The sequence below is a fragment of the Halosimplex rarum genome (assembly GCF_047715405.1).
GTDB classification, from domain to species: Archaea; Halobacteriota; Halobacteria; order Halobacteriales; family Haloarculaceae; genus Halosimplex; species Halosimplex rarum.
Genome location: NZ_CP180412.1, coordinates 3090274 through 3116366, shown reverse-complemented (window position 1 = coordinate 3116366; position 26093 = coordinate 3090274). Strand labels below are relative to the sequence as shown.

Genomic DNA, 26093 nt, shown 5'->3' with positions numbered 1-26093 from the left:
CGCCGAAGGCGACCGGCCACTGCCGCGCAACCAGGCCGACAGAATCCCTACGGCGCGTCGGCACCTGAGGACGGTATGGCCGAATACTCCGACGAACAGGTCGGCAAGCGCGTCGTCTCCCAGGAGGGCGCGGAGATCGGCGAGGTGAGCGGCATCGACGACGGCTCGCTGGTCGTGCGCGTCACGGTCGGGAACAACAACGACGTCGTCGACCACCTCGACTGGGACGTGCGGACCAACCGGGAGGAACACACCCTGAACGACCGTTACGTCTCGAACATTCGGGAGAACGCGATCCGATTGCGGGTGTAGCCCCGCCGTCGCTCGCACCCCGTGGGGCGCCGTCGAAGTGCTGGCCACCGATACCTCCGAGCGTCCCGACGAGCTCGCCGCCAAGTCGTTTCCGGACCGACGATCCCGGCCGTTCGGACCCACTGAGCGGGGCCGAGTGCGGTCGACCGACGACCTCCGAGTCGGTCGGCTACGCGGTCGCGGCCGCGACGACCGCCTCCGTCCGCTCCAGTTCGATCTCGACCACGACGGTCCCCTCGACGCCCGCTTCCAGTTCCGCCCGCGTCGGCGCTCGGTCCCCCGCGACCGCGATGCCCAGGCGTCGCGCCGCGTCGACGCCGTTGCGCTCGATGAACCTCTCCATGTACCTCGCCACGTCCGCGGAGTCGGGCCGAGCGGTCGCGACCCCTTCGTGTCGCTCGCCGCGCAACAGTACGTCGACGGGCGCGCCGTCCCGGAGGTTGCGCCACCACGGGCTGTGGGTCGTGACGATCAGGGTTCCGTCGTCGACCCAGTAGCCGACGGGAATGGTGTATTCCCGACCGCTCTTGCGACCGGTGAACGTCAGGAGCATGAGCGAGTCGCTCATCAGGGAGTGTCGCGGCGAGCGTAACACTCGCTCGACGACGGGGTTTATGACACGGTAGGCGGCGTCGGGGACGGGCGGGCCGCGCGTATCGACGTACTGGCGGTCGTCGGCAGGGCGGAACTCGTCGGCGTAGTCGGCGGCGAACGTCGCCACGTCGCGGGGCGGCCGGCCCAGTAGCCGCTCCGCGTCGTCGGTGACCCGCCCCGCGAGACCTAGCCGGGCCGTCGTGTAGATGCCGACCATCAGGACGACGAATGGAAGCGGCTCGCCCCGCGAGCGCATCCGCCGGCCGAACGCGAAAACCGACGGGTCGGCGTAGGTGATCGGTCGGTCCAGCGCGTCGCTGAACACGGTCGCGACCTCGCCGTAGGTGAGCGCCTCGGGCCCAGTGAGGTCGTAAGCGCGGTTCTCGTGACCGGATTCGGTCAGGACGACCGCCGCGACGGCTCCCACGTCCCTGGCGTCGACGAAACTCGTCGCGCCGTCGCCCGCCGGGACGAATATCTGGTCGCGCTCGACGACGTCCTCGCCGTGGACCTCTGAGAGGTTCTGCGCGAAGAAAGACGCACGCAGGAACGTGTAGTCGAGGTCCGTCTCGGCGATGCGTTTCTCGATGCGGTGGTGGGGGATCAGCGGGTTCTTCTCGGCGCCGATCGTCGAGAGGTAGGCGACCCGCTCGACGCCCACGCGGTCGGCCGCGGCAGCGAACTCGCCGACCGTTCCGGTGTCAGTTGTCGGCGGCCGCATGAGGAAACAGCCGTCCACGTCGGCCAGCGCCGCCCCCCACGTCTCCGGCCGGTCGAAGTCGAAGGCGACGTGTTCGGCGGCGCCGGGGAACCGTTCGCGGGCCGCCTCAGGGTCTCGCGTCGCGACCCGGACGGTCGCGTCGCGGTCGGCGAGTTCGGTGACAACGTGCTGGCCAACAGTCCCGGTCGCCCCGGTGACCAGGATCCGGTCGGTCACGTGTCACTCCGCCACGAGACGAGCAGTTCGACGGCGATCGCCGCCACGACGACGTGCATGAGCATTAGGACGACTACCCCGGCGACGGTCGCCGCCGGGTCGCCGACTAACAGTCCCAGGTCCGGGAGAACGGAGAGGACGAGCACGGCGACGGCGACTTTCCGGAAGGTGGCCGCCGGCTCGTCGACGCGACTGCGCACGAACGCGTAGACGCCCGCCGCTCCCAGCGCGCCGAGCACGGAGAGGAACACGACCGGCGGATACGTCAGCGCACGGAACTCGGGCGCGATCCCGACTGCCTGGACGACCGCGACGAGCGCTGCGTTGGCGGCGGCCGCGAGTATCGCTGCCAGTACCGCGCGCACCGGGAGCGACCGAGTCCGCACGGCACCCGAATCGGTGTTCGTGGCTGCCATGGCTGTCTCTACGACGGCCAGACGGATATACTGTCACGAGCGGCCGGCCGACGGCCGTCGCGTTGAAGAACAGATGTATACGAGTCCCCGACCTGCACCCTTTCAATGAGCGAATCGGACGGTCCGAAACAGGTAGACGACCCGGACTACCACAGCGAGAACCACACGGCCGCCCAGACATGCGGGTGGACGGCCAACTCGCTCCGGGGGGAGGGAAAGTGCTACAAGTACGCCTTCTACGGGATCGAGTCGCACCGCTGCATCCAGATGACGCCGGTCGTCAAGTGCAACGAGCGCTGCGTCTTTTGTTGGCGGGATCACGCTGGTCATGCATACGAACTCGGCGATGTCGAGTGGGACGACCCAAGCGCCGTCGCGGACGCCTCGCTGGAACTCCAGAAGAAGCTCCTCTCGGGATTCGGCGGCAACGACGAGGTGCCCCGCGAGCGCTTCGAGGAAGCGATGGAACCCCGCCACGTCGCCATCTCGCTCGACGGCGAGCCCTCCCTCTACCCCTACCTCCCCGAACTGATCGAGGAGTTCCGCGACCGCGACATCACGACCTTCCTCGTCTCGAACGGCACGAAGCCCGAGGTCCTCGCGGAGTGTGACCCCACGCAGCTGTACGTCAGTGTCGACGCCCCGGACCGCTGGACGTTCGATAATACTGTGAAGGCCGTCGAAGACGACGCCTGGGAGCGGCTGATCGACACGCTGGACGTGCTCGCCGAGAAGGACGAGACTCGGACGGTACTGCGGACGACGCTCGTCAAGGGCAACAACATGCACCACCCCGAGTGGTACGCGTCGATGTTCCAGCGGGCCGACCCCGATTTCGTCGAACTGAAGGCGTACATGCACGTCGGCCACTCGCGCGGCCGACTCGACCGCGATTCGATGCCCGAACACGAGGAGGTCCGCGAGTTCACCGAGGACGTCATGGAACACATGCCCGAGCACGACTACCTCAACGACGTGCCCGTCTCTCACGTCACGCTCCTCTCGAAGACCGAGGACACGTGGGTGCCGAAACTGCGGAAAGACAGCGAGTTCTGGGAGCGCGACCCGTACGCCACCGCCGAGTGACGGTCGCCCCTCGCGCGAGCGCCGGTCTCGAATAGTCCGACCCTAATTATCATCCGTTATACCTGGGTAGATATCTTGATGTAGTCCCCGAGGAGTCTCGCTACACCGGTGAATCGAAATGACGGGACTACTCACGGCGATGGATCCGATGAAAGTCGCGATGGCGATAATTGCTCTATTAGGGACGATCCCGGTCGCGGTTCAGTACCGCGATCAGGCGAAGTGGTTCGCCGTGGGCTACGCGCTACTCGTCGTCGCGGCGCTGGCGACGAACCTGGAGAACCTCTTCCTCGGCGACCTGCTGAACCTCGCTGAACACGGGATCGGGCTGATGGGCGCCGGGCTGGCGTTCCTGGCGGCGGCGTACGTCCATCGGCAGCGGTTGACGGCTCGCGGAGGGATCGACGATGGTTGAGATCACGGTTCTGTTCGATTTCGTCGCGACCGTCGGGTTCGCCGGCGCGGTCGCGCTCGGTCTCCTGAACTGGCGGGACACGGACCTCGAACGGGGGTTCTGGATCAACTTCACCTTCGGTGCGGGCCTGGGCTGCCTGTGGACGGGGTCGGTCCTGCTCGAGTGGCTCGGCGTGGCGCCAACGATGATGGACGCGCTGAGCGTGATGCTGCTCGGGACGACCATCGGCGTCTACGCGGTCGGGTCGACGGGAACGATGGCCGTCGTGGACGACATGAAAACGGCGAACGGGAAAGCCGACCGCGCGCGAGCGGAGGCCGTCGAACTCCAGGAGGATGCCGAGGACGCTCGGCTGGAGGCCGAGCGGGCCAGCGAGGAAGCCGAGCGAGAGCGCGAGCAGGCCCAGCGGCTCAGCGAGACGCTCCAGCACAAGGCGAGTGAGTTCGGTGAGGTGATGGCCGCCGCCGCCGCGGGCGACCTGACTCGGCGGATGGATCCCGACGCCGACAGCGAGGCAATGACGGAGATCGCCGAGTCGTTCAACGCGATGATGGACGACCTTGAGGGGACGCTCGTCCAGATCCGATCGTTCGCCGACGAGGTCCGGACCGAGAGCGAGGAGGTCTCCGCGGGCGCGAGCGAGAGCCAGTCCGCCAGCGAGCAGGTGGCCGATTCGATGCAGACCGTCTCCGCGGACACCGACGAACAGAACGAGCGCCTCCAGTCCGTCTCGACGGAGATGGGGACGCTCTCGGGGGCGGTCGAGGAGGTCGCCGCCTCCGCCGACGAACTCGCCCACGCGACCGAGGAGTCCGTCGACGTCGGCGAGCGCGGGCGCGAGTCCGCCAGCGAGGCCCTCGACGAACTCGACGCCGTCGAGGCCAAGGCCGACGAGACGATCGACGAGGTCGACTCGCTGGCCGCCGAGATGGACGAGATCGGCGAGGTCGTCGACATGATCGCCGAGATCGCCGAACAGACGAACATGCTGGCGCTCAACGCGTCGATCGAGGCGGCGCGGGCCGGCGAGGCCGGCGAGGGGTTCGCCGTCGTCGCCGACGAGATCAAGGGGTTGGCCAGCGAGGCCGCCGACGCCACGGACGAGGTCGAACAGCTCATCTCCGACATCCAGGCGTCGACCGACGAGACGGTCGTCAACATCCGCGAGATGGGCGACCGCGTCGACGCCGGCACCGCGACGACCGGCGAAGCACTCGACGCGCTCGACGAGATGGCCGACACGGTCCGGACGGCCCACGACAGCATCCGCGAGATCAGCGAGGCCACCGACGACCAGGCCGCTTCCACGGAGGAAGTCGCCAGTATGATCGACGAAGTCTCCGAGATGGCCAGTCGCATCGACGCGGAGTCCGACCAGGTCTCCGCGGCCGCCGAGGAACAGACCGCCTCGCTCACGCAGGCGACCGAGAACGCCCACTCGATGTCCGACCGCGCGGACGACCTGCGGGACCTCCTCGACGAGTTCGTCGTCGGCGACGGCCTCGACGCGGACACCGCGTCGCCCCGTGCAGCGACAGACGGCGGCCCGTCTCCCGACGGCGGTCCGAGCGCCTGATCCCTGCCCTGCCCGCCAGCGCGACCCTCGCGGTTCGGCTCCGCGGACGGCCGGACCCGCCGCGACGATGCCGACGCCGTTTTCCCTGTCCGTTCCGAACCTCCGGATAGCCGGTCGACAACGCCTTCAAACCGACGCACCGTTCCACTTCTGAGACGCATTCCGGATTCGGTATACTTATCGGCCAGTGTCGACTACTCGCAGGTATGACAGGCATCACGGCGTCGGCGGTCGGCCACGCCGAGTTGGCGACGCTGAAGGCGCTGGCGCTGCAGGGCGGGCTCGACGGCGACCAGAAAGTGTCGTGCTCGGCGCTGGCGGACCGGCTCGACGCCTCGACGCAGACGGCCTCGCGGCGGCTCCAGCGGCTGGAGGAAGCCGACCTCCTCGAGCGGGAGATCGTCAGCGACGGCCAGTGGGTGACGGTCACCGACGCCGGCCAGCGGGCGCTCCAGCGTGAGTACGCGGACTATCGCCGCATCTTCGAGCGCGACGCGAGCGTCGAACTCCACGGGTCGATCACGAGCGGGATGGGCGAGGGTCGCCACTACATCTCGCTGCCGGGCTACATGCGCCAGTTCGAGGAAAAACTGGGCTACGAGCCGTTCCTGGGGACGCTCAACGTCGAACTCTCCGAGGAGAGCGTCCGCGAGCGCGGTCGGCTCTCGTCGTTCGAGCCCATCACCATCGAGGGGTGGGAGGACGACGAGCGGACCTACGGCCCGGCGTACTGCTACCCGGCGACGGTCGAGAACAGCGACGGCGACGCGTTCGCGGACGCGCACGTCATCACGCCGGAGCGAACCCATCACGGCGACGACAAACTCGAAGTGATCGCGCCGGTGAAGCTCCGCGAGGAACTCGGTCTGGACGACGGCGCCCCTCTCACCATCGATGTCACCGAACAGCGATAGCATGACCGGCGACGCATCGACCGCTGCAGCGAGCGTCGAGCGCGCGATGGACGCGCTCCGCCGCGGCGAACCGATCCTCGTCCACGACGCCGCCGACCGCGAGGGCGAGATCGACCTCGTCTACCCGGCCGGTGCCGTCACGCCCGAAGCCGTCGCGCGGATGCGCAACGACGCAGGCGGCCTGGTCTGCGTTGCGCTCGGCGACGCCGTCGCCTCCGCGTTCGAGTTGCCGTACGTGCAGGACGTGATCGACCATCCCGCCGCCGCGGACCACGAACTGGGCTACGACGACCGCTCGTCGTTCTCGCTGACCGTCAACCACCGCGACACCTACACGGGGATCACCGACGAGGACCGCGCGCTGACGATCACCGAACTCGCCGCGGCCGCGGCCGACCCGCAGGGGACGGACTTCGCGACCGAGTTCCGCGCGCCGGGCCACGTCCACGTCCTCCGCGCCGCGCCGGCGCTGCTGGCCGACCGCGAGGGCCACACCGAACTCGCCGTCGCGCTCGCCGAGGCCGCGGCCCTCCCGCCCGCGATGGTCGTCTGCGAGATGCTCGACGACGATACCGGCGGTGCCCTCTCGCCCGCGGCCGCACGGAGCTACGCCGACCGCGAGGGGCTCGTCTACGTCGAGGGGTCGGCCGTCATCGACCGCCTCGGGTAGCCGCTCGCTCCGTTCTCACGCGCCGGACTTCGCGGCACTGAAGGTGTCCCGACCCGCAGACCCGACGATGAGAGACGTCTCACGGCGGTCGTTCGTCAGAGCCGGCGGCCTCGCGGTTGTCGGCGCCCTCGCAGGTTGTTCGAGCGGTGCGTCAGGCGACGAGCCGACTGACACGCCCGCGGGCGACATCGTCGTCGGCCCGGGAGGCGCGTACGTCTACGACCCCGAGGAGTACACCGTCTCGGTCGGCGAAACGGTCACCTGGTCGTTCGCCAGCCCGCGCCACAACGTCTCCTGCGTTCCCGAGGACAACCGCCGGGTGTCGCTGCCCGACGACGCCGAACCGTTCGCGAGCTACGAGGACGGCAGTCCGGGCCAGACCCTCTCGCAGGGCGCGACCTACGAGCACACGTTCGAGACGCCCGGCGAGTACACATACGTCTGTGTTCCCCACTCCCGACAGGGGATGGTCGGGACGGTCGTGGTGGAATAGGCGGGTGACCGCGAACGGGGTGAGCGGTCTCCAGAGATGCGAGCGGAGAACGGAGTACCCCGCGAGCAGGTAGATGTCGCTCACGACGTGATCGATCTCGTGATCACGGAGTATGTATAAGAGACGTGAGATAGATCGTTCGATTACGTTATTCCGGATCTCCGTATTTTCGACCGACTGCGATCAGATCTCCTATCTCACGGGATTCTGTCGTATCTGTCCGATATAACTCGTAACGCATATGTTTAGCGAGTTCTGTACGTATCGAAGCGCTCCGGTACTGTCGCCCGTCTCGGAACGGCTTGTCGATCGGGCTGTGGCAAACCGTCTATCTTCTGTCCACCTCTGTTGGAGTCTGTCGAAGCAAAAATGGAATTTTCGAGATGTGTCGGGCCGGGCGCTCGGTCGAGTGCAGACCGTTCACATCTCGATTGCGCGAGATACAAAATATGGATTATAATTTGGACTAAATGAGGGGTACTTGATAGCACTCCCGAGGCGGTCAGAGCGGCGGCCCAGCCGATCCCGTGACACCTGTCGGGCAGTCGCTGACAGCGTGGCGTCGGAAAAATATCGAGTGAATCGAGTCGGGCGTCAGCCCGATGGTTCTGCCTTAGTCGCGGCGGCGCGCCGTGAGGAGCGCAGCAGCCAGCAGAGCGACGAGCGAGACTGTGACGCCGAAGCCGGGGCCACCGTCGGCGGTGGTCTCCTCCGGAGCGTCCGTCTCGTTACCGTCGTCAGCAGCCGTCCCGTTCGGCATCGCCGTGCCCGAGTCCGCGTCCGTCGGGGTCGCCGTGGCCGTCGCGGTGTCGGTCGGAGTCGCCGCGTCCGTCGGGGTTGCCGTCGGGGTGGCAGTGGCGGTCGGGGTCGGCGTCGCGTTGCCGACAGTGACTTCCGCGCTGTCGGTCACGGTGGTGCCGTTGACCGAGTACGGGGCGTCGGCCTCGCCCGGACACTCCGCCACCCTGAGAGACGCCAGCACCGATAGCTCAGCGAGAAACCGTCTGCGTTTCATGGCCCTTGTCTCCGATATCCGCTGTTGATCATTTCGGAATCTGTGGGACGGCACGGCCGTGACGGGCGGCAGCTGTGCTCGTCGGCGTCCGTGTCGCCCGTCGCGAGAGAAGTCCAGTCGTCGTCCGAAAGGACGTATGGTCCCGCCGATCCACTCCACCCACTCCACCTCGTGTGTCAGAGGCGGACTGCGCCTACCCGACGTGCGGCCCGAACGGCGGGACCGTCAGATGGGTACCACTCGAGCGAGCGGGTAGGGATACGCAGACAGCGCTCAACCGCGAGCGCGGGGTCGGCACAAGACCCCTCTCCGTGGCAAGATGAATCCCCACTGTGAGTCATGGCAAGGATCACTGGCTGGTTGAGTCTGCCCGCGTTACCTCGAAGAGCGAACATCGGCATTAAAACTTTTGGAACATCCGTCACATATGTCTGCCGCGATCGGTCGATACCGGGACGAGGCCCGCCGCAGGTCGGCGTATTCGGCGTCGGACTTCGGGTCGTCCGCGGCGCCGTCGTCACGAATAGGTGATGTCGACTTCGATCGTCTCGGCGTTGCGCGTCACGAGTTCCGGGATCTCGTCGGTGAACCGGTCACCGGTGACCCGGGTGACGGGACCGAGGACGGCGATCGCGCCGAACACGCGGTCGTCTTCGCGATGGCGGATCGGTGCGGCGACGCCGCGGACCCCGTTGATCCGCTCTTCGCGGTCCAGCGCGTACCCCCGGTCCCGGACGACGGCGAGTTCCTCTCTGAGTTCGCTCTCGTCGGTGATCGTGTTCCCGTTCCGGGCCGGGAGCCCGTGTCGGTCGACGACTGACTGGACGTCCTCCGGGTCGAAGTGCGCGAGCATCGCCTTCCCGCCCGCGGTCGCGTGGAGGTGCTGTCGGGTCCCGAGGTGCATGTCGAGGCTCACCGAGTCCTGTCCTTCCCGGCGGTAGAGGACGAGCGACTTTCCGCGGTGTTCGGTCAGGATGAGCGAGAGCTCTCCGGTGGTCGAGTACAGGTGGTCGACCGCCTGCCGCGCGTTCTCGTAGAGCGGATGTTCGTCGCGGACAGGGCCGCCGACGGTGAGACAGCGGAATCCCGCCCGGTAGCGGTCGCCGTCTTTCCTGACCGCCCCCTGGTCGACCAGCGTCCGCAGGTGATTGTGGACCGACGTGGTCGACAGATCCACCCGTTCGGCGATCTCGGTCAGCGTCACCCCGTCGCTCTCGGCGACGATGTCCAGGATCCGGTAGCTGTTTTCGACCGCTCCGACCGTTCCATCCTGTTCACTCATACAGATTTCATTTCCACTTGATCACTATAAGAGTTCCTCTCTGGTTGTAGAAGATCAATTGATACTGAAAGTCCCGTCCGAATACGAGGTAGTGACGCATGCATTGCCGCTTCTTTCGCACTTCTGGTGTCTCACACGTGGCGTTCGACCGGGGTTCCGGCCGTTCGACGTCCGGATCGGTCGTATCTGGGCTCGAATGCGCCGATATGTGTGGGCGACTGGAGGCGACTCAGAAACTTCGTGTCACGGTGATTCGGTTTCAACTGATAGTTGAATTCTATAAATAGATACTTCAACCGATATCGGTCCGGTGTGACAGTTCGACAGCGATCGCGGTTCCGATCCTATGGCTGCCGAATTAATTACGGCTATATACCTGTAATTTGTTCTCTCGTGACCTCGACCGACGGGCGTTCGGTCGAACGTGACCGACCTCGTTCCATTTCATGATGGGATACTGTCGGGTATGGGTTATCAACGGCTACTTTATGATATAGGGAGTCTATGACTGCTCGACTCTCTGGCCGAACGGTGGGGTGAAAATTTCGGCATCTGGGCACCTCTACTGAGTATTTAGTACGACATTTTCGAATGCACTTCAGCACGTCCGATCGCGACCCATCCCTCCTCTGTGCGGTCGATAGAGATTCGAATTTACGATAGTTAGCTCTTCGAAAGGCCGAATTCTGGGGTATTACTGAAACTGGTCTCGAACGACGTATCGTCATAGCGATCTCGAATATATAAAAATAATTTCTATGACGATACTTTTATTTGACGGGGGATATCGCTTCCGGCCGCGACCGTCGTTTCGCTCGGTGCGTTGCCGCCGGACTTTTGCTGTTGGATATCTTGCGACGGGTCATGGAGCAGACGGGACCGATCGAGGTCGTCTACGCCGACGGCGATCCGGGGGGGCGCTCCCGCGTCGTGGCCGCGCTGGAAGCGATCGGCGACATCTCGGTCGAGGCGGTCCCCGACGGCGACGCGGTGCTCGACGGCATCGAGGAGGGGCGCCCGTGCGATTGCGTGGTGAGTGCAGCCAGCCTGGCTGACGGGACCGGGATCGAACTGCTGGAGGCGATCCGCGAACGCGATGAACACCTCCCGTTCGTGCTGTATCCGAGAGAGCGCGACGACCGACTCGCCGCCGAGGTGACTGCGTACGGTGCGGCGAGTTACCTGCCACGACCGCTCGACGACGGCGTCGACCGCCTCTTCGAGCGGGTGACGGACGCGACGGGTCGCTATCGGCGTCAGCAACGGGTGCTCGCCGACGCGTCAATCCTGGAATCGGCGATGACGCACCTCCCGTACTCTATCTACGCGAAGGACGCGGACGGTCGCCACGTCCGAGCATCGGACTGGCTCGTCGCCTCGGTCCCGGAGGACCCGATCGGCAAGACCGACCGGGACCTGTACGGTGTCGAGGAGAGCTATCGCGAAGACCTGCAGGTCGTCGAGGAGCGCGAACCGCTGATCGGGCTCGTCGAGCGCCACGAGTACAGCGAGGACCACGACCACTGGTCGCACACGTCGAAGGTCCCCTGGGTGGACGACGATGGGGACCTCCGCGGCCTCGTCGGCATCACGCGCGACATCACCCACTACCAGGAGCGAATCCAGGACCTCACTGACCGCCTCGCGGACCACGCCCGCAAACAGTACCCGCTGACCGTCGCGCTCGGCTACCTCAAAGTCGCCCGCCAGCCCGACAGCGACACCGAAGCGGTCCTCGACGAGATCGAACGCGCGCTCCGGGAGATGGACGAACAGATCGACGCGGAGACCACGGGGAGCGACCCCTCCACGGGGATGCCGTCGATCAGCATGAATCGCCTGCGCCGTGTCGCACGGACCGCATTCGGTGCGGTCGAGACCGGCGACGTCGCGCTCGCGAACGAGGTCCCCGAGGGGACGATCCTCACCGGCGACGGCGACCAGCTCCGCGAGCTGCTCGAAGTGCTGTTCGCCTACTGCGCCGAGAGCGCCGACGCCAGAGCGGAGATCACGGTCGGCCACACGGAGAACGGGTTCTACGTCGAAGGCCGGGGATCGGGCCTCCCCTCGGCGCAGCGCGACGAACGGGTCGGCGGCGCCGGCGCCGATACCGCCCCGGCGGACGCCGGACCCGATCTCGCCGTCGTCAACCGCGTCGCCGACGCCCACGGCTGGACGGTGACCGTCACCGACGGACCCGCCGGCGAGACCCGCTTCGGCTTCGACGACTGCCACATCATGACGCCCTTCGAGCGGCCCGACCCCACCGACACCGAGGCGGTCGCGCTGACCGACCGGACCGACGTGGGCAACGCGTCGCCGCCGGGCAGCGCCGCCTACGACGAGGCGTCGGAGACCTGGGTGATCGACGGCGGCGGCAGGGACGTCTGGGGCGACGAAGACGAGTTCTACTTCGTCCACGGCGAGACCGACGACGACATCTCCGTCTCCGGTCGCCTCGTCGGCTACGACTCGGACCACCGCTTCGGCAAGCTAGGACTGATGGTCCGCGGCGGCCTCGGACCGGACGCGCCCTTCTACTACGTCGGCCTGACCGAGGCCGTCGGGACCGAAGTGATCCGTCGGACGGCCGCCGGCGAGAAGGCCTGGGGCCACGTCGCCAGGGCCAGAGCGAGCCCGCCCTGCTGGTACCGCATCGACCGGTCCGGCGATATCGTGATGGCCTACGACTCGGAGGACGGCTCGGAGTGGCGCCCCATCGGCCGCCAGCGGATCTCCTTCGACGGCCCGATCAGCGTCGGCCTGGTCGTCTGCAGCCGCTTCCCCGGGGAGCGCTGCCGGAGCACGTTCGACCAGATCCAGGCGCTGGAGCTGTCCGGTGGGCTGTGACCGGCCGGGCGGACCACTCCGCCGGGGCGGACCGGCTGCACTCGCCGCGTGGGTTGTCACGGATCCGCACAGACCGTCAACACTCTTTACAGCAGGGTCGCAACACTCCGACATGGACGGACCGAGCGACGCTGCCGCCGGCGGACTGGCAACGTATAAATCGGGGGCGCCCATCACCGGGAGGTACGACCCATGACCGAGCGCCCAGAGATGTTCCAGGGGGTCGACGAACTCTGGATGGACGGCGAGTTCGTCGACTTCGACGACGCACAGATCCACGTCCTCACCCACGGCCTGCACTACGGGTCGGGGGTCTTCGAGGGCGTCCGCTGCTACGACACGGCCAACGGCCCCGCAATCTTCCGCTGGGAGGAACACCTGGAGCGGTTCTACCAGTCCGGCAAGCCCTACGACCTGGAGATTCCCTTCGAACCCGAGGAACTCACCGAGGCCACCGTCGAACTCATCCGCCGCGAGGACCTGCAGTCCTGCTACATCCGCCCCATCGCCTTCTACGGCTACAACTCCCTGGGCGTGAGCCCCGGCGACTGCCCGACGAAGGTGGCCATCGGCGCCTGGCCGTGGGGCGCCTACCTCGGCGAGGACGCCCTGGAGAACGGCGTCGACGTGATGGTCTCCTCGTGGCGCAAGCACGCCTCCAGCCAGATCCCGACCAACGCCAAGACGACCGGCCTCTACGTCAACTCCCTGCTCGCCACCGAGGAGGCGAAGGGCAACGGCTACACGGAGGCCATCGTCCTCAACAAGGAGGGCAACGTCGCCGAGGGGCCCGGCGAGAACATCTTCCTCGTTCGGGACGGCGAGATCTACACGCCCGGGCTCGCCGAGTCCATCCTCGACGGGATCACCCGCCAGACCGCGATCGACCTCGCGGAGGACCTCGGGTACACCGTCCACGACGGCGCCACTATCTCCCGCGGCGAACTCTACACCGCCGACGAACTGTTCTTCACCGGCACCGCCGCGGAGGTCACGCCCATCCGCAGCGTCGACGACAACGTCGTCGGCGAGGGAACCAAGGGCCCGGTCACCGACGAGATCCAGTCCCACTTCTTCGACCTCGTCGAGGGCCGCCTCGACGGCTACGACGACTGGTTCACCTACGTCTGAACGTTCTCACGGTGGATTTCGCGGACGTCGGCGGGTCGCGTCGTTCGTTCGAGCTCTTGCAACTGCAACCTCTCTCGCACGTACCGGTCGCGATAGCGCCTGTTCGAACGAGCGCTCGACCGTGATATCGGCGGGCTCCCGGGGGGATAGGTTAAACAGTTAGGGGTAACGGTCAGGGGTCTTCTCACCCGATGTCCGGTAGATGCAACCGACGAGTCAGCCCAGTAGTCACGGCCGGCGCGTACGGATCGGCGAAGACGACCTGGCGCCGGGGGTGACGCCACGATGGCACTGACTGCCCGACTGCGTTCCGTGCTGAGCGACGCCCGGGAGCGAGCGGCAGGTGGCGACGACTCCGACGACGCGACCCGACCCGACGGACCGGGCACCGTAGACCGCACCGAATCGAGGGACGTCCCGGAGACGAACCTCTACGAGTGTTCCACCTGCGACACCGTCTACGTCGCCCGGGAGAAGTCCACCTGTTCGACCTGCGGCGAGGACGTCGAGCAGGTCTCGTCGACGCTCTCCCGCGAGTAACGCCGCGCTGTTCTCCGCCGATCAGTCGCTCCCGTCTCGGTCAGTCCCACGGCCGCCCCGATCAGCCCCGCGGTCGTCCCAGTCCGCTCCACGCCCGTCCCGGTCCGCCCCGCGACCGTCCCGCTCGTCCACCTCGCGGCCGTCACTCGCCGCGCCGAACGGGTCGGAGGCGGGCTCCGTCTCGTCCGCGAGTTCCGCCCCACCGGTCGGATCGTCTCCGGCCATCCGCGCTTCGACCCGTTCCAGCGCTTCCCGCGTCGCCCGGAGTTCGGCGACGAGTTCGTCCAGCTGGTCGGCGCTGGCGGCACGGCCGTCGGCCGGGGCGCCGTCGCCGCCGGTACCGTCGCGGGCGCCGCGGCCGCCGCCGAACTCCCGCTGGACTCTGGAGATCCGCTCGCGCACCTCGCGGGCGTCTTCCACGTCGTCGAAGGAGATGTCCGCGCCGGAGCTGCCGGCGGTGCTGATCTCGATGGTGCCGAAGCCCAGCTGTTTCCCCCAGAACGATTGCGTGAACTCCGTGTTCTGGATGCGGTCGAGGTCGACGCTCTCGATGTTCGTGCTCAGGATGCCCCGTTTGACGTACAGCGAGCGGTTGGTGACCACATAGTCGGTGTGCGTGATCGACAGGTACGACGCCGACGCGGCGAGCAGGATGACGAACCCGATCAGCACGGGAAGCAGGACGACCCCCGTCGCGACGGTCCCGACCATCCGCAGCTTCGTCGGTTCGCCGACCCAGACGACCTCCTCGCCGGGCTCCAGCGAGAGCCACTGCGAGACCTCCGACTCGGCCGCCGCCGCGGCCCGGTCGACGACCGACGCGTCGGCCACTCCTCCGTCGCTGTCGTCGGGGGACCCGTGACTGGTCTGCGGCCCGTCTCGACCGCTCATGCGTGCTCCTCCATCCGCTCGGCGACGGCGCGGAGCCGCCGGGCCTCGGTCAGGAGCGCGTCCATCGCCTCGGCGTCGAGTGCGCCCGCCTCCGCGGCGGACGCGCGGTCGTCCTCGCGGGCCTCGTCGGCGGCGCGGACCTGCTCCTGCAGTCGGTCGCGGAACGTCTCGGGGTCGTCGAGGTCGGTGATCGCGAGGTCGGTGCCGCCGCTGCCGGCGGTGCTGATCGACACCGTCCCGTAGTCGAAGAGGTTGCCGGCCACGTCCTTTCGCAGCGTCGTGTTCTGGACGCGGTCGACGCCGACGCCGGTGACGGTCTCCGAGAAGATGCCCGTCTTCCGGTAGATCCGGCGGTCGGTCAGCACGTAGTCGGTGTGCTGGACTCTGAGATACGCGAACGCCACCGATCCGATCTGCGAGAGGGCGATCAGCACCGCGATCCCCCACACGACCGCGTTCGAACTCCCCGCGAGCCCGTCGAGACCGGGGACGGCCCCGAGGCTGACGGCGACTGCGCCGCCGAACGCCAGCAGCGTCAGGACCGCGCCGCCGGCGACCGTGCCCGCGATGCGCCACACCCGGGGCCGGCCGCTCCAGACGACTTCCTCGCCCGGGTCGAGCGAGAGCCACTCCAGTTCGGCTGTCATATCGCGTGGGTCGCACTGTCGGGGAGATAAAACCACGGGACCAGCGCCCACGGATCCGGAGCCCCCGCTACCGCAGTCGCTGTCGCCGCGGCCGGACGAATGCCGCCGTCAGATGTCCCACTGGCCGGCCGTGAACGAGAGGTCAATCTCGGTCCCGCCGACGGTCACTGTCCCGGAGAGGTCGGTCTGTTTGCCGCGGAGTCCCTCGCCGTCGAGCGGCTCGCGCGAGACGGTCACGGACCGCTCGCCGCCCTCCTCGCGGAGGCCGACGTACAGCGACTCGCCCGGTTCGAGCGGGTCGTCCAGCGTGACGGTCTCTGCAGTGCCGTTGTGGCTGAACTCGAACTCGGCACCGGCGGGGACGGCCGGCCCGCCGGTCATCGTCACGTTGAGCGCGGTGCCGCCGGGGGTCTTCTCGACGACGCCGCGGGGGACGCCGTCGAACCACGGCGGCCGCGGGACCGTCTCGACACCCCACTCGTAGTCGTACTCGTAGGCGTCGGCCACCGACTCGTTCTCGCCGACTTCGCCGTGCAGGCGGTGGATGCGCCCGCTGTCGTCGACGAGCATTCGGCCGGTGTAGTGGTCGAGCGTCGACCCGCCGCCGCTGGTCCCGGTCATCCGGAGCTCGTGCAACGTCCGTCCGTCGACGTCGGTCGTGCCGGTCCACTCGTAGTTGCCAGTCGACAGCCGGACGGCGAGCGCGAAGACGACGGTCCCCGCTGGGTCGCTGAGCCCGGTCGTCGTGTTGTGCGTCGCCGTCATCTCGTAGGACGATCCGAAGAACGTCCGGTTGGTCACCGTGGTGCCGTCGCGGTACCAGGTGACGCCCTCCGCCGTCCGCTCGTAACTCGTCCCGCCGACGCGGTAGGTCACTCGCGTGTCGTTGCCGTTGCGGTGGTCGAGTCGCCAGCCGGACGAGTTGATCGCTTCGAGGTGGGCGACCAGCAGGGCGGTCTCGTTGACGCGGCCGTTCGCCCCGACCCCAGGTGGGAGCGACTCCCCGTCGCTCGGCGTCGCGAGCGCCTCGGGCGTGAGCGTCGGCATCGGCGTCTCCGTAGGCGTCGGTTCCGGTGTCGTCGGTTCAGCCGTGGCCGCCGGTCCAGTCGTGGTCGGTCCGCCCGTCTCTGTCGCGTCCGGCGTTCCGTCGCCGTCGGCCTGTCCCTCGGTCGCCGCCGAGTCGTCGGCCGGCGTCGTGCTCGCTGTCCCTTCTGTCCGCTCCGTCGCCGTCGCATCGGGCGTCCCGGTCCCGCCGCCGATCGCCGCACAGCCCGACAGGACCACGACCGCCGCCACGACCAGTGTCATCCCCCAGTCACGTCGCATACACCGACCGGCCGCGCCGGTCCGTATAGTCGATTTCGGTTCCCCGCGGGACACCGACCGATCGAGAGAGCGCACCGGCGCGGCCGATCGGGCCGTGAGCCGCCACGTCGCCCGAACAGTAAACGACATGTGGATTGGTGTCAATTGGCCTGTATGGGTGGGTTCACGTTCCGGAGGTCGTACGGATCGCGGTCGCCGGTCTGCTCGCCGCGGCCGCCGACGCCGCTGGCCGAGTGCGACCTGCAACTGGCGTCGCCGGTCGGCCTCGCGCAGGACCGCCGCGGCAACGTCTGGATCGCCGACGCCGGCCACAACCGCCTGCTCGTCGTCGACGACACGCTGGAGCGGTTGCTCGGTCAGGTCGGCACGGCGGGCGGCGATCCGGGCTCGTTCGACCTGCCGCTACGGCTCGCGCACCACCCGACCGCGGCGGCCGTCTACGTCGCCGACACGGGAAACGGGCGCGTCCAGCGGCTCGACTACGAGTACGACGGCGACGTGCCGCAGGTCACCGGCGTCGACGTCTTCGCGGCCACCGGCGAGTTCCACCCGAACGGCGTCGTCGCCCACGAGTACTGGGACGGCGTCCGGGTCGTCGCCGCCGACGAGTTCTACCGCGAGGGCGACGACCTGCGCGGCCGACTCGTCGTCTTCGACGGTGACGGGACCGAACTGCGCTCGATCCGCGCGGTCGGCGAGGAGAACCCGACGCCGCTGTACTGGCCGCAGGGCCTCGATGTCGACGACGAGGGGCGACTCTACGTCGCCAACACGGGCTACGGCGTCCTCCACGACGGCCCGACCGGGCCCCCGAAGCTCGCGTCGGTGGTCCGCTGCGACCGGCGGGGCGAACCCGTCCCCTTCGAGGGGTGCGGTGGCGCGGTGCTGGACGACCTGCCGATGCCGCGGGACGTCGCCGTCGTCGGCTCGGGCCGCGACGCCCAGATATTCGTCCCCGACGCGGCGACCGGTCGCGTCCACGTCTACACCAGCGTCGGGATCCCCGACGGCGTCGTCCCCGAGAGCGACGACGACCTGCGGGCCCACGCCGGCCTCGAAGACGGGGTCGGCCTCCCCCGGGACCGTGGACTCGACGCCGACGACGGCGACGCCGGCGCACAGCGCCGATTCCGCGGCCCCGTCGGCATCCGGGCGTTCGACGGCGTCTCGGTCGAGGACAGCGACGCCGACGACCCGACGCTGGCCGTGCTCGTCTCGGAAGCGCTCTCCCAGCGGGTCGGCGCCTACGCCCTCGACACCCACCGCGAGACGGGCCGTCGCTTCGGGATGGTCGGCGGCGCGCGCGACGACCCCGGCCAGTTCTCGGTCCCGACGGGCTCGACGCTCGTCGGTGCCGACGGCGGCCCCCTCGCGGGGTCCGCGCTCGTCGCAGACGGCGCCAACGGTCGCCTCCAGCGGTTCCCGCTCGATAGCAGGGGCCCGAGCGACGGGTCCGCCCCTGGCGACGGCGACGCGGATGCGCTCACGTCGGTCCCCCTCCCGGCGACGCGGTTCCCGTTCGGACTCGCGTTCTGGCCGTCGGTCGGGGGCGGCGGCCGGCTGTTCGTGACGGACTACACCGCGCACTACCGCGAGGACGACGAGAGCGGGCAGATCCACGTCTACGCGGTCGACGAGGACGCCAGCGACTCCGGCGCGTCGGTCGACCTCTCGCTGGTCCACTCGTTCGGCTCTTGGGGACTCGGAGAGGGCGAGGCCAAGCTTCCACGGGGCGTGGCGGTCGACCCGGTCGGCGACCAGCGAGCGCGCGTCTACGCGGCGGACTCGGGCAACGGCCGGATCGGCGTCTGGGAGTACGACTGGGTGTGCGACGCGGCCACGCCGCTCGGCGACCGCGGCTGCTTCGGGTACTTCGAGGGCGGCTTCTGGAACCCCTCGGACGTCGCGGTCGGCCGGCGGGGCGTGTACGTCGCCGACGAGAACAACCACCGGATCCAGCGCTACGACGGCGACGAGTGGCACGCGGTCGGGGATCCCGGGTACGGGTCGGGCCACGAGTTCCTGCTTCCCATCTCCGTCGATACCCACGACGGCCACGTATTCGTACTCGACCTGGTCACTCGTGCCGTTTGCGTCTTCGCGGAGGACGGCGACGCCGACGGCGGACTACGCCACGTCGCCTCGCTGCGTGCCTTCGGCGGCGACCCCACCTCGGGGAGCCTCTGGCTGCCCTACCTGCTGTCGGTGGGCGACGTCTCGGACGCGACCGGCGCCGACGTGGTCGTGCCCGATTCGACGCTGCACGTGGCCCAGCACTACACGTGGTCGGACGGTGCCTGAGCTGTCGTGATTGACTGTCGGTCGCGGCGAAAGCGCGAAAAACCGGAAGCGTGTGTTTTCGAATTCGTTCGGACAACTGCTCGATGTTCTGGCGGCGTAGCCGCCAGAGCACGAAAAACTTCTACGAGAGTTTTTCGATGTTCTCGACGATGGTCTCGGCGTATTCGTCGGTGCCGAGCTTCTCGGCGTCGTCGAGCTGTCGTTCGAGGTCGTAGGTGACCTTGCCCGAGGAGATGGTCTCCTCGACGGCGTCGCGGACGAGATCGGCGGTGTCCTTCCAGCCCATGTAGTCGAACATGAGACGACCGGAGAGGATCAGCGCGGTCGGGTTGGCCATGTTCTGGCCGGCGCGTTTGGGCGCGGAACCGTGGACCGGCTCGGCGAGCACGCGGGCGTCACCGAAGTTGGCGCCCGGCGCGATGCCGAGGCCGCCGATCTGGGCGCCGGCGGCGTCCGAGAGGTAGTCGCCGTTGAGGTTCGGCATGGCGAGCACGGAGAACTCGTCGGTGCGCAGCTGCATCCACTGGAGCATCGCATCGGCGAGTCGCGACTCGACCATGACGGCCTCGTCCGGGATGTCGATCTCGTCCTGGGTCTCCCACAGGGAGTCGGGGGCGGCGAAGACCTCTTCGTCGGGGTACTCCTCGTCGGCGACCTCCATGCCCCACTCGGTGAACTGTCCCTCGGTGAACTTCATGATGTTCCCCTTGCCGACCAGCGTGACCTTGTCGCGGTCGTGTTCGAGGGCGTAGTCGATTGCCTTGCGAACCAGGCGCTTGGAGCCGAACTCGGTGATCGGCTTGATGCCGATGCCGATCGGGCCGTCGTGCATGACGTCGTCGAAGCCCATCTCCTCCTCGACGAACTCGCGGACCTGCTCGACTTCCTCGGTGCCTTCCTCCCACTCGATGCCGGCGTAGACGTCCTCCGTGTTCTCGCGGAAGGTGACCATGTCCATCTCCTCGGGCGCCTTCATCGGCGACGGGACGCCGTCGAGGTAGTAGGTCGGGCGGACGTTCGAGTAGAAGTCGAGCGTCTGGCGCAGAGCGACGTTCAGCGAGCGGAACCCGGCGCCGACGGGCGTCGTCAGCGGGCCCTTGATGGCGACGCGGTGCTCGTCGATGGCGTTGACCGTGTCGTCGGGCAGGTTCTCGTCGTACTTCTCGCGGCCGGACTCGCCGGCGTAGACGCGCATCCACGAGATGTCGCGGCCCGTGGCGTTCGCGGCGGCCTCCAGCACCTTCTGGGCGGCCGGGCCGACGTCCTTCCCGATACCGTCCCCGTGGATGATCGGGATGATCGGATTCTCGGGCACGTCCAGCTCGTCGGACTCCTCGTCGATAACCTCGATCGCCGTTCCGTCAGCCGGAACCTCGACCTTGTCGTACTGATATCCCATACGCCGCCCTTCTGCGTTCGGGCCTAAAGGACTGCCGTTTTCCGTGAACGATTATCCGGTGTCCGGTCGGCCCTGAGACCCGAATCTGTTCGGAATCACCGAACGGATTTCGACGATGCCCGAGCGGTGTGTCGACGATCCCCGCAGACGGGGGAACACTTATCAACGAGACTGGAGAACATCGGTGCCGATCAGGGTTTCGTGATGGGGAAGTTCCTGGGGGGACCATCGGCAGTGCTGATCGCCGCCGGCGCGCCCGCGCTGGGCGAATCGGTCGCGACCGCCGTCGAGCGGCGGCCGTTTCCCTCGCCGGTCACCAGCGCGGAGGTCCGCGCGGCCGACGCGACCGACCACGATCCGGACGTCGAGGCGATTACCCGCCAGTCCTGCGCGGAAGCGCTGGAGTGTCTCGCGTCGGCCGATGGCGTCGGGTGCGTCGTCGTGGACGACGCGCTCGCGGACGAGTCGGTCCCCGACTGCGTCGCGTCGATCGTGAACGAGCACCCGGACCTGCCGGTGGTCGTCTACGCGGCCGACGGCGACGAGGCGCTCGCGAGCGCGGCAACGCGGGCGGGCGCGTTCGCATACCTCCCCCAGCCCGCCGACGCAGTGGCGGTCCCCGACCACGGAGACCTGCTCGACACCGTCGGCGAGGCGCTGACCGTCCACGACCGGCGCCACCGCGCCGCGGTCCAGAGCGACATGCTCGACGCGATGCTCGCTGACCTGGAGGTCCCGCTGTACGTCAAAGACGACAAGGCTCGCCACCTGAAGATGGCCGACGTCCACGGCGCGCCCGACCCGACCGACTCCATCGGCAAGACGGACTGGGAGCTGTACTCGTGGGACGACGAGTCGAAGGTCGAGGCGCTGGGCGACGACCGGCTGGTCATCGACGAGGGCGAGTCGATCCGCGAGCGCGAGGAGCGCCACGGGCCGCCGGAGGCCGCCCGCTGGCTCAAGACGACGAAGGTCCCCTGGCGCGACGGCGACGAGGTCCGCGGGCTGATCGGGATCACCCAGGACGTCTCCGACGAGAAGCGCACGATCCGCGACCTGCGCGCGCAGAACCGCCGGCTCGACGACTTCGCCTCGTTCGTCGCCCGTGACCTGCGCAACCCGCTCCACGTCGCGATGGCCTACCACGAGTTCGCCCGCGAGGGCCGGGAGGGGGCGGCCGAGACGGTCGCGGACGCGCTCGAACGAATGGAGGAACAGGTCGAGAACATGAGCGAACTCGCCGCCTCCGGCGGGACCGCGCCGGCCCCCGTCGGCGGCGTCGAGTTCCACTCGTTCCTCCAGGTCGCCTGGGACGAGGTCGCGACCGCGCGGGCGACGCTCGAGATCGAGATGCCGCCGGCGACGCGGCTGTACACGAACCGATTGCAGCTCAAACCCCTGTTCGAGAGCCTCTTCGAGAACTCGGTCGAGCACGCCGGCCCGGACGTGACCGTCCGCGTCGGGTTCACCGGCGACGGCTTCTACGTGGAGGACGACGGCCCCGGGATCCCCGAGGCGGAGCGCGAAGCGGTGCTCGAAGACGGCTACACCTTCACGCCCACGGGAGCCGGGACCGGGCTGGCGATCGTCTCCGAGATCGCGGAAACGCACGGCTGGGACTTCCGCATCCGCGAGCGCGGGGACGAGCGAGCCGCCGACGGAGACGCCGCGCCCGAAACGGGCGAGCGGGCCACCGGCGACGACTCCGGAACGGCCGAGCCCGGCGATTCGGGCGGCGTGCGCTTCGAGTTCGGGAACGTGCTCCTGGTCGCGGACCCGGTGTCAGTTGGGGAGACGGGGCCGCCCCGGCCGCTCACGACCGGAACGGACGTCGGCGACGCGCTCAACACCGGCGAGTCCTCGCACGACGCGGCGACCGGTCGGTGGACGCTCCGCGCGGCGGGCGACAACCTGATCGGCCAGACCAACGAGTTCCACTTCCGGTGGGCGGCGATCCGCGGCCCCTGCCGCATCGAGGCGCGCCTCGACGCGTTCGACTCGCCGGCAGACTGGAGCAAGGCCGGCGTCATGATCCGCGATACCGCGACGGAACACGCGACGTTCGGCTACGTGGGCGTCGCCGGCAACGGCCGCACGGAAGTGCTCTGGCGCGGCGAGGCTGGCGATCCCACCCGCCGGCAGCTGCTGGAGAGCGGCGAGCGAAGCTTCGAGTGGTTCGCGCTGGAGCGGACGGGTGACCGCGTCACCGCGTTCCTCTCGACGGACGGCGAGGACTGGTACGCCGTCGACCAGCGGTCGGTCGCGCTCGGCGAGTCCGTCTGCGTCGGCCTGGCCGCCTGTAGCATCATGATCGGCGCCTACTGCGAGGCGGTGTTCGAGGACGTCACCGCGGCCGAACTCGTCGAGGAGTGACGGACGGGAGCGCCGTCCGTCGCCGCCGGGGCACCGAACTTATGCCGTCGGCGCGGACAGAGACGGGTATGCAGATCATCGCCCACGGCGGCGCGGGATCGCCCCCCGACGAGCCCGCCGACCGCCAGGCAGTGCTCGACGAGGCCGCCGCCTGCGGGGCCGAGGCCGCAGACCCGGTCGCGGCCGTCTGCGCGGCGGTCCGCGTCCTCGAAGTCGACCCGGCGTTCAACGCCGGCGTCGGCGGTGCCGTCCAGAGCGACGGCATCATTCGAACCGACGCCGGCCTGATGACCGCCGACGGCGGGGTCGGCGCCGCGGGCGCGATGCCCGGCGTCTGCCACGCCGTCGAGGTCGCCCGCGCCGTCATGGAGGAGACGCCCCACGTCATGCTCGCCGGCGAGCGAGCGGTCTCGTTCGCCGACGCGGTCGACGTCGAGACGGGGATCGACCTCTGGGCCGACCGCACCCGGGAGCGCTGGGCCGACGCCGACCCGCCCGTCGACGACCCCCAGGCCCACCTCCAGTGGGTCCGCGACCGCTTCGGCGGCGAGGAGTCCGGGGCGACCGGCGAGGCAGACGATGGGAGCGCAGCGGCTGACGACCCGACGAGCGACGCGGAGTCGGCCGCCTCGGCGCGCGCAGATCCACACGACCACGACACCGTCGGCGCGGTCGCCCGCGACGGCGACGAGATCGCCGCAGCCACCTCCACGGGCGGACGCTGGTGCGCGCTGTCGGGCCGCGTCGGGGACGTGCCCCAGGTCGGCGCCGGCTTCTACGCCTCCGCGGCCGGCGGCGCGAGCGCGACGGGCGCCGGTGAGGACATCGCCCGGGAGGGCCTGGCCCGGCGGGCCGTGGCCCTGCTCGAACGGGGCGCCGACGCCGAGACCGCCGCGCGCATCGCGATCGAAGAGTTCGACGACGCCGCGGACGGGGACGCCGGGATCATCGTCGTCGGTGCCGACGGGACTGTCGGCGAGGCGTTCAACAGCCCGGCGATGCAGACGGCGCGAACGGGATGACGCCGCGAACGGGTGACCATGCGATCGGCCCCGGGTCGGCGACTCCCGCCCCGCGACACAGAAACCCTTTGACCGCAGGGCGCAAACCGCCTGCCATGAGCGACGTGGACTTCGAGTCCGAGCAGTACGAGAAGTGCCGGGAGGCCGGCGAGATCCTCGCGCAGGTGCGCGACGAAGCGGCCGAGCGCGTCGAGGTCGGCGCCAGCCACCTCGAACTCGCCGAGTGGGTGGAAGACCGCATCCGCGAACTCGGCGGCAAGCCCGCCTTCCCCGTCAACATCAGCATCGACGAGGAGGCCGCTCACGCCACTCCCAGCGTCGACGACGAGGAGACCTTCGGCGAGGAGATGATCAACCTCGACATCGGGGTCCACGTCGACGGCTGGCTCGCCGACACCGCCGTCACCGTCGACCTCTCCGGGAACCCGGAACTCGCCGAGGCGCCCGCCGAAGCGCTCGACGCCGCCATCGACCTGATCGAACCGGGCGTCGAGACCGGCGAGATCGGTGCTGCCATCGAGGAGGTCATCGACGGCTACGGCTACAACCCGGTCGTCAACCTCACCGGTCACGGCCTGGGCCACTGGGAACAGCACACGACGCCGAACATCCCCAACCGGGCGGTCGCCCAGAGCGTCGAACTCGAAGCCGGCGACGTGGTCGCCATCGAACCGTTCGCCACCGACGGCGGCGGGAAGGTTCAGGAGGGCAGCGACGAAGAGATCTGGGCGCTCGAACGGGAGGGGTCGGTCCGCGACCGCAACGCGCGCCAGGCCCTCGAACAGATCACCGAGGAGTTCAAGACGCTCCCGTTCGCCACCCGCTGGCTCGATAACTCCCGCGCGTCGATGGCCCTGCGCCGCCTCGAACGGCAGGACATCGTCCACGGCTACCCCGTCCTCAAGGAAGAGGACGGCTTCCTGGTCAGCCAGAAGGAGCACACGGTCATCGTGACCGAGGACGGCGCGGAAGTGACGACGCGGAGCCGCTAAGATACTGACGGCGTCCGAGCGGAGCGAGGACGCCGCTTTTTGGTCCAGATTTTTGTCGGGCGGGTTCCCTGGGAGCCGCTCGCTCTCAGTCCTCCTTCCACGCCCCTTCTTGGTCGCGTTCGTAGAACTCGCCTTTCGACTCGCGGTCCTGCGGCCAGAGGGCGACGGCGGCGGCGGCCGCGTAGAAGAGCGCGACGGCGCCGATGATGACCGTCCCGGGGACGCTGACGATAGCCGCGCTCTCGACCGCGCTGCCTTCCGGGGCGAACACCGTGACGCGCGCGATCCACGACGCGAGCAACACGAGGAGCAAGGGGAGGTACATCCGTCGGAGCCGCCGCCGATAGGCCTCGAAGAACGAGGTCTTGAGCGCCGGGCGGCGGAGGTCCTCCCCGAGGTCGCGGCGCCAGTCGCTGTGTTCGAACCCGCCGTCCGGGTCGACGGTGGGCGCGAACACGTCCTCTTCGAGCAGGCGGACGCGCGAGCGCCACACGTCGTAGGTGCGGTACCGGCGCGTCTCGACGACGTGGAAGACCGCCACCGTCACCATCCCGATCAGCAGCAGGTAGTGGGGGTTGTCGCTGCTGGAGAAGACGAACGTCAGCAGCGCGGCCATGATCGTCACCGCCCAGTTGGTCGTGTTGTCGAGGCGGCCGCGCCACGTGGTCGAACGGTCCATCTCGGCCCGGTAGAAGTGGCCCAGCAGCGACGACACGTTCTCCTCGAACTCCCCCAGTAGGTCAGTCTCAGCGTTCGTGTCGTCCGAATCGGTGCGGTCTGACATACACGTCGCTACGGTCGCCGCGGACGTGGGTCTTCGCCGCGCAGGCCCAAGTGTGGCGGCGGAACTCGCCGCCGAGGCCCGCCGGGACCCGCGGCCGTCGTCGGGACTCCGTGGCGTCAACGCGTCT

General features: G+C 68.6%; 23 protein-coding genes. 14 read left to right on the top strand and 9 right to left on the bottom strand.

Translation table 11 applies throughout. The features are described 5' to 3' along the window. Window positions 1-75: 75 nt before the first annotated feature. Complete coding sequence (locus tag ACMGFH_RS14940) at window positions 76-312, top strand: hypothetical protein (protein WP_415379242.1); 237 nt, start codon at window positions 76-78, stop codon at window positions 310-312. Window positions 313-481: 169 nt separating this feature from the next. Here ACMGFH_RS14940 and ACMGFH_RS14935 read toward each other — a convergent pair whose 3' ends face one another. After that, on the bottom strand, window positions 482-1843 hold the full coding sequence (locus tag ACMGFH_RS14935; RefSeq protein WP_415379241.1) for a nitroreductase/quinone reductase family protein: 1362 nt from the start codon (window positions 1841-1843) through the stop codon (window positions 482-484). Continuing rightward, a complete protein-coding gene (locus tag ACMGFH_RS14930; RefSeq protein ID WP_415379240.1) occupies window positions 1840-2259 on the bottom strand; it encodes a DUF6069 family protein in 420 nt (139 codons plus the stop codon). The genes ACMGFH_RS14935 and ACMGFH_RS14930 overlap by 4 nt, the downstream gene beginning before the upstream one ends. A 105-nt stretch (window positions 2260-2364) precedes the next feature. Here ACMGFH_RS14930 and twy1 point away from each other — a divergent pair, with 105 nt between their 5' ends. The 6 genes from twy1 (at window position 2365) to ACMGFH_RS14900 (ending at window position 7413) form a co-directional block, all read left to right on the top strand. After that, the gene (gene twy1, locus ACMGFH_RS14925; RefSeq protein WP_415379239.1) at window positions 2365-3345 is read left to right on the top strand and encodes a 4-demethylwyosine synthase TYW1; all 981 of its coding nucleotides are present in this window, start codon (window positions 2365-2367) and stop codon (window positions 3343-3345) included. A 118-nt stretch (window positions 3346-3463) separates the two neighbouring features. After that, on the top strand, window positions 3464-3760 hold the full coding sequence (locus ACMGFH_RS14920; RefSeq protein WP_415379238.1) for a hypothetical protein: 297 nt from the start codon (window positions 3464-3466) through the stop codon (window positions 3758-3760). Then, complete coding sequence (locus ACMGFH_RS14915; RefSeq protein ID WP_415379237.1) at window positions 3753-5336, top strand: methyl-accepting chemotaxis protein; 1584 nt, start codon at window positions 3753-3755, stop codon at window positions 5334-5336. The genes ACMGFH_RS14920 and ACMGFH_RS14915 overlap by 8 nt, the downstream gene beginning before the upstream one ends. A gap of 206 nt (window positions 5337-5542) precedes the next feature. Continuing rightward, entirely contained in the window at window positions 5543-6250 is a 708-nt protein-coding gene (locus tag ACMGFH_RS14910) for a DUF120 domain-containing protein (protein ID WP_415379236.1), read from the top strand. 1 nt (window position 6251) lies between these two features. Beyond that, complete coding sequence (gene ribB, locus ACMGFH_RS14905; RefSeq protein ID WP_415383262.1) at window positions 6252-6920, top strand: 3,4-dihydroxy-2-butanone-4-phosphate synthase; 669 nt, start codon at window positions 6252-6254, stop codon at window positions 6918-6920. Between the two features lie 67 nt (window positions 6921-6987). Then, a complete protein-coding gene (locus ACMGFH_RS14900) occupies window positions 6988-7413 on the top strand; it encodes a plastocyanin/azurin family copper-binding protein (RefSeq protein ID WP_415379235.1) in 426 nt (141 codons plus the stop codon). Between the two features lie 613 nt (window positions 7414-8026). Here the strand turns inward: ACMGFH_RS14900 and ACMGFH_RS14895 are convergent. Both ACMGFH_RS14895 and ACMGFH_RS14890 read right to left on the bottom strand, forming a co-directional pair. Beyond that, window positions 8027-8428 (bottom strand): PGF-CTERM sorting domain-containing protein, encoded by a 402-nt coding sequence (locus ACMGFH_RS14895; protein WP_415379234.1) that lies wholly within the window; start codon window positions 8426-8428, stop codon window positions 8027-8029. A 517-nt stretch (window positions 8429-8945) separates the two neighbouring features. Further along, window positions 8946-9710, bottom strand: coding sequence for an IclR family transcriptional regulator (locus ACMGFH_RS14890; RefSeq protein ID WP_415379233.1), 765 nt, complete (start codon window positions 9708-9710; stop codon window positions 8946-8948). An 864-nt stretch (window positions 9711-10574) separates the two neighbouring features. Here ACMGFH_RS14890 and ACMGFH_RS14885 point away from each other — a divergent pair. The 3 genes from ACMGFH_RS14885 (at window position 10575) to ACMGFH_RS14875 (ending at window position 14231) form a co-directional block, all read left to right on the top strand. Further along, window positions 10575-12560, top strand: a complete 1986-nt coding sequence (locus tag ACMGFH_RS14885; protein WP_415379232.1) for a response regulator — start codon at window positions 10575-10577, stop codon at window positions 12558-12560. 192 nt (window positions 12561-12752) lie between these two features. Further along, window positions 12753-13691, top strand: a complete 939-nt coding sequence (locus ACMGFH_RS14880; RefSeq protein ID WP_415379231.1) for a branched-chain amino acid transaminase — start codon at window positions 12753-12755, stop codon at window positions 13689-13691. 285 nt (window positions 13692-13976) lie between these two features. Beyond that, window positions 13977-14231: a hypothetical protein gene (locus ACMGFH_RS14875; RefSeq protein WP_415379230.1), complete on the top strand. Its 255-nt coding sequence runs from the start codon at window positions 13977-13979 to the stop codon at window positions 14229-14231. Window positions 14232-14252: 21 nt separating this feature from the next. On the opposite strand, the gene ACMGFH_RS14870 is transcribed toward ACMGFH_RS14875, so the two are convergent. From ACMGFH_RS14870 to ACMGFH_RS14860, 3 genes are all read right to left on the bottom strand, one after another. After that, window positions 14253-15122 carry a PH domain-containing protein gene (locus ACMGFH_RS14870; RefSeq protein ID WP_415379229.1) on the bottom strand — a complete coding sequence of 290 codons (870 nt, stop codon included), beginning with the start codon at window positions 15120-15122 and terminating at the stop codon, window positions 14253-14255. After that, a complete protein-coding gene (locus ACMGFH_RS14865) occupies window positions 15119-15769 on the bottom strand; it encodes a PH domain-containing protein (RefSeq protein ID WP_415379228.1) in 651 nt (216 codons plus the stop codon). The genes ACMGFH_RS14870 and ACMGFH_RS14865 overlap by 4 nt, the downstream gene beginning before the upstream one ends. Window positions 15770-15877: 108 nt before the next feature. Continuing rightward, the gene (locus ACMGFH_RS14860) at window positions 15878-17095 is read right to left on the bottom strand and encodes a hypothetical protein (RefSeq protein WP_415379227.1); all 1218 of its coding nucleotides are present in this window, start codon (window positions 17093-17095) and stop codon (window positions 15878-15880) included. Between the two features lie 153 nt (window positions 17096-17248). Between ACMGFH_RS14860 and ACMGFH_RS14855 the strand changes: the two genes are divergently transcribed. Further along, window positions 17249-19396 (top strand): NHL repeat-containing protein, encoded by a 2148-nt coding sequence (locus tag ACMGFH_RS14855; protein WP_415379226.1) that lies wholly within the window; start codon window positions 17249-17251, stop codon window positions 19394-19396. 121 nt (window positions 19397-19517) lie between these two features. On the opposite strand, the gene icd is transcribed toward ACMGFH_RS14855, so the two are convergent. After that, window positions 19518-20795 (bottom strand): NADP-dependent isocitrate dehydrogenase, encoded by a 1278-nt coding sequence (gene icd / locus ACMGFH_RS14850; protein ID WP_415379225.1) that lies wholly within the window; start codon window positions 20793-20795, stop codon window positions 19518-19520. 204 nt (window positions 20796-20999) lie between these two features. Between icd and ACMGFH_RS14845 the strand changes: the two genes are divergently transcribed. The 3 genes from ACMGFH_RS14845 to map all read left to right on the top strand — a co-directional run bounded on the left by ACMGFH_RS14845 (window position 21000) and on the right by map (window position 25182). Then, window positions 21000-23168 (top strand): ATP-binding protein, encoded by a 2169-nt coding sequence (locus ACMGFH_RS14845; protein ID WP_415379224.1) that lies wholly within the window; start codon window positions 21000-21002, stop codon window positions 23166-23168. Between the two features lie 68 nt (window positions 23169-23236). Next, window positions 23237-24190, top strand: coding sequence for an isoaspartyl peptidase/L-asparaginase (locus ACMGFH_RS14840; RefSeq protein WP_415379223.1), 954 nt, complete (start codon window positions 23237-23239; stop codon window positions 24188-24190). A gap of 95 nt (window positions 24191-24285) precedes the next feature. After that, the gene (gene map, locus ACMGFH_RS14835) at window positions 24286-25182 is read left to right on the top strand and encodes a type II methionyl aminopeptidase (RefSeq protein ID WP_415379222.1); all 897 of its coding nucleotides are present in this window, start codon (window positions 24286-24288) and stop codon (window positions 25180-25182) included. An 85-nt stretch (window positions 25183-25267) separates the two neighbouring features. Here map and ACMGFH_RS14830 read toward each other — a convergent pair whose 3' ends face one another. Then, on the bottom strand, window positions 25268-25966 hold the full coding sequence (locus ACMGFH_RS14830; protein ID WP_415379221.1) for a DUF2270 domain-containing protein: 699 nt from the start codon (window positions 25964-25966) through the stop codon (window positions 25268-25270). Window positions 25967-26093: the final 127 nt, after the last annotated feature.